Annotated in this window: 3 protein-coding genes; all 3 read right to left on the minus strand. The window is 68.4% G+C overall.

The window, feature by feature from the left end; genetic code table 11:
• Positions 1–87 precede the first annotated feature (87 nt).
• Positions 88–1515 (minus strand): adenylosuccinate lyase, encoded by a 1428-nt coding sequence (purB, locus tag ACLML9_RS28115; RefSeq protein ID WP_174561229.1) that lies wholly within the window; start codon positions 1513–1515, stop codon positions 88–90.
• 6 nt (positions 1516–1521) lie between these two features.
• Entirely contained in the window at positions 1522–2160 is a 639-nt protein-coding gene (locus ACLML9_RS28120) for a TetR/AcrR family transcriptional regulator (RefSeq protein WP_411948330.1), read from the minus strand.
• A 112-nt stretch (positions 2161–2272) separates the two neighbouring features.
• Entirely contained in the window at positions 2273–3457 is a 1185-nt protein-coding gene (locus ACLML9_RS28125; protein WP_411948331.1) for a pyridoxal phosphate-dependent aminotransferase, read from the minus strand.
• Between the last annotated feature and the right edge of the window lie 93 nt (positions 3458–3550).

Below are 3550 nucleotides of genomic sequence, written 5' to 3' on the forward strand. Positions count from 1 at the left end.
GCACCTTCGGCCAAGGGGCGGGACGGGCCTCGACCCTTTCAGGGCCTCGTAAGACTCGGCACCGAGAGAGTGCGGCGCGCCGGAAACTCAGAGGATCGGCGACGGCGTATACCGAGCAGCTTCCGGGTAGGCCGAGGCCAGCTTGCCCACCTGCGCCACCACCTCCGCGACCTGCGCGTCGGCCGCTCCGATGAACGCCGACTTCTCCGCCAGCGCGGCGTCCAGGGCGGCCCGGTCCAACGGCAACCGGTCGTCGGCGGCCAGCCGGTCCAGCAGATCGGGCTCGCGGCCCTGCTCCCGCATCGCCAGCGCGACCGCCACCGAGTGCTCCTTGATCACTTCGTGCGCGGCTTCCCGACCGACCCCGGCCCGGACCGCGGCCATGAGGATGCGCGTGGTGGCGAGGAACGGGAGGTAGCGATCCAGTTCGCGGGCGATCACCGCCGGGTAGGCGCCGAATTCGGCCAGGACGGTCAGGAAGGTCTCCATCATGCCGTCGATCGCGAAGAAGGCGTCCGGCAGCGCCACCCGGCGCACCACCGAGCAGAAGACATCGCCTTCGTTCCACTGCGCGCCGGCCAGTTCGGCGGCCATCGAGCCGTATCCGCGCAGCACCACCTGCAGGCCGTTGACCCGTTCACATGAGCGGGTGTTCATCTTGTGCGGCATGGCCGAGCTGCCGACCTGGCCCGGCTGGAAACCCTCGGTCACCAGTTCGTGGCCGGCCATCAGCCGGATGGTGTGGGCCAGCGAGGACTGCGCGGCGCCGATCTGCACCAGCGCGGACAGCACATCGTGGTCCAGGGAACGCGGGTAGACCTGCCCGACGCTGGTCAGCACGCTGGTGAAGCCCAGGTGCCGGGAGACCTGCTGTTCGAGCGCGGTCAGTTTCGCGGCGTCACCGCCGAGCAGATCCAGCATGTCCTGCGCGGTGCCCATCGGGCCCTTGATGCCGCGCAGCGGATAGCGGTCGACGAGTTCACGCAGCCGGGTGAGCCCGATGAGCAGTTCGTCGGCGGCCGAGGCAAAACGTTTGCCCAGCGTGGTGGCCTGCGCGGCGACATTGTGCGAGCGCCCGGCCATGACCAGCGTCTGATATTCGGCGGCCCGTTCGGCCAGCCTGGCGGCCACCGCGACACCGTGGGAGTGGATATGTTCCAGCGACAGCCGGATCTGCAACTGCTCCACGTTCTCGGTGAGATCGCGGCTGGTCATCCCCTTGTGCACATGCTCGTGCCCGGCGAGGGCGTTGAACTCCTCGATCCGGGCCTTCACGTCGTGGCGGGTCACCCGTTCTCGTTCGGCGATGGCGGCGAGGTCGACCTGTTCGACGACCCGCTCATAGTCCTCGACCACCCCGGGCGGGACGTCGATACCGAGTTCGGCCTGGGCGCGCAGCACCTCCAGCCACAGCCGCCGCTCGAGCACGATCTTCTGCTCGGGAGACCACAGATGTACCAGCTGCGGGCTGGCGTAGCGGGTGGCGAGGACGTTGGGGATCAGGTCTGAGGTCACGTCCGGTCAGTCTAATGACCGGTAGCGGTCGATCGGCTGGTGCGTCGCCGGAGCGACGATATCGATGACCTCCAGCAGCGCGCCCCGGGCCGTCCGGCGGGGTTGCGGGTCGGATTCGCTGAGGGCGGCGACCACCGCGCCGTCGACCACCGCGACCAGCCTGCGCAGTTGTTCGGGCCGCACCATCCGGTCGGATCGGCGCAGCACATCGGAGAGCAGTTCGTCCAGCTGCCCGCGTAGTCGGAGCTGGACCTCGCGCAGCTCGGGGTGCCGGGCCGAGGCGACGGTGCGTTCGTAGCGGGCGAGCAACCGCCCGCGCGCGCCCTCGTCCACGCCGTCCGGACCGATCAGCAGGTCGAGTACCAGGTCGACGGTCGCCTCCGCACCGCGGCGGCGGTGGGTCACCTCGCCGATCCGCCGCCGCATGGCCTCGAGTTCGGCGGTGCCGCTGAACTCGACCGCCCGCGCGATCAGATCCTCGAGCGATTCGAAGTAATAGGTTGTGGAGGCCAGCGGCAGTTCGGCGCGGGTCGCGACCGAGCGATGCCGCACCGCGTCGAAACCGCCTTCGAGCAGTAACTCGGCAGCGGCAGCCACCAGCGCCTGGCGACGCCGTTCACCCTTCGGAGTCGTCGCGGTTATCACCGTGCCATCGTGCCAGTCGTCATCAATACATCCGTGCGAAATGAGGGAAAGGGGAAAGAACCATCGATGTTTCTACCGCATCCACGCGGTGATGTTGTCGTACTGTGGAAAATCATTGCCGGGCACGGTGTCGACCTGTGCTCTGCCGCAAGTATTCCCGGAGCCGGGTGAGCGCCACTTCGATCTCCGCCGTCGCTCCGGCGAAGGAGAGGCGGATGGTGCGATGCCCGTCGACTGTGTCGAAATCCAGACCCGGCGCCAGCGCCACCCCGGTGTTGGCCAGTACATCCGCACACCAGGCCATGGAATCGTCGGTGAGGTGCCCGATATCGGCGTAGGCGTAGAAGGCGCCGTCGGCGGGCGCGAGGTCGGTGATACCGAGGCCGGCCAGCCCTTCCAACAGGATGGCGCGGTTGATCGCGTACCGGTGCACATGCGCGTCGAGTTCGGTCCGCGCTTCGTGACCGAACGCGTGCAATGCCGCGTACTGCGAGATCGCGGGCGGGCAGACGGTCATATTCGAGGCCAGCCGCTGGAGCGCCGGGCGCAGTGCGGGCGGCGCCAGCATCCAGCCCAGCCGCCAGCCGGTCATCGAGAAGTACTTCGACACCGATCCGATGACCACTCCGGCGCGCGAGGTCTCCCAGGCCGAGGCGGTCCGCTCACCGCCGTAGGTGATGCCGTGATAGATCTCGTCGGAGATCAGCAGGGTGCCGTGCGCTTCACACCAGCGGGCCAGCGCCGCGAGTTCGGCCGGATCGATCATGGTGCCGGTCGGATTGGCGGGGCTGGCCACGATCAGGCCCCGCGGCGGTTCCGGAAGGTCTTCGAGCATGGCGACGGTCGGCTGGAACCTGGTCTCGGCGCGACAGTCCAGTTCGACCACCCGGCAGCCGAGCGCGGCCAGCGTATTGCGGTAGGCCGGGTAGCCGGGTCGCGCGACCACCACGGTGTCACCAGGATCGAACGCCGCCAGGAAGAGGAGGGTGAACGCGCCGGAGGAACCGGTGGTGACCACGACGTCGTCGGGATCCGCCGGATAACCGTAGGTCCGGTGATGGTGTCCGGCGATCGCCTGGCGTAGCGGCAGAATGCCGAAAGTTTCCGTGTAACCGAGCAATTCGGCATCGATGGCGGCCTTCGTGGCACGTAGCACCGGAGCCGGTGCCGGTGTCGAGGGCTGCCCGGCCGCGAGACTCAGTACGTCGCCGTGCGTTCGGGCGCGTTCGGCGGCGGCTTTCCAGACATCCATCACGTAGAAAGGTGGGATGGTCGAGCGCCGGGATTCAGTGGACACCCGACCGACGGTAGAACACCGCTTCGAGCGGTTCGACAGCTATGGTCTGCTCTGATGCTCGACAAGGCCGGCCGGCGGGCCGACGGCCCGCCA

The organism is Nocardia sp. NPDC002869 (genome assembly GCF_046764065.1).
In the GTDB taxonomy this organism is placed as follows: Bacteria; Actinomycetota; Actinomycetes; order Mycobacteriales; family Mycobacteriaceae; genus Nocardia; species Nocardia rhamnosiphila.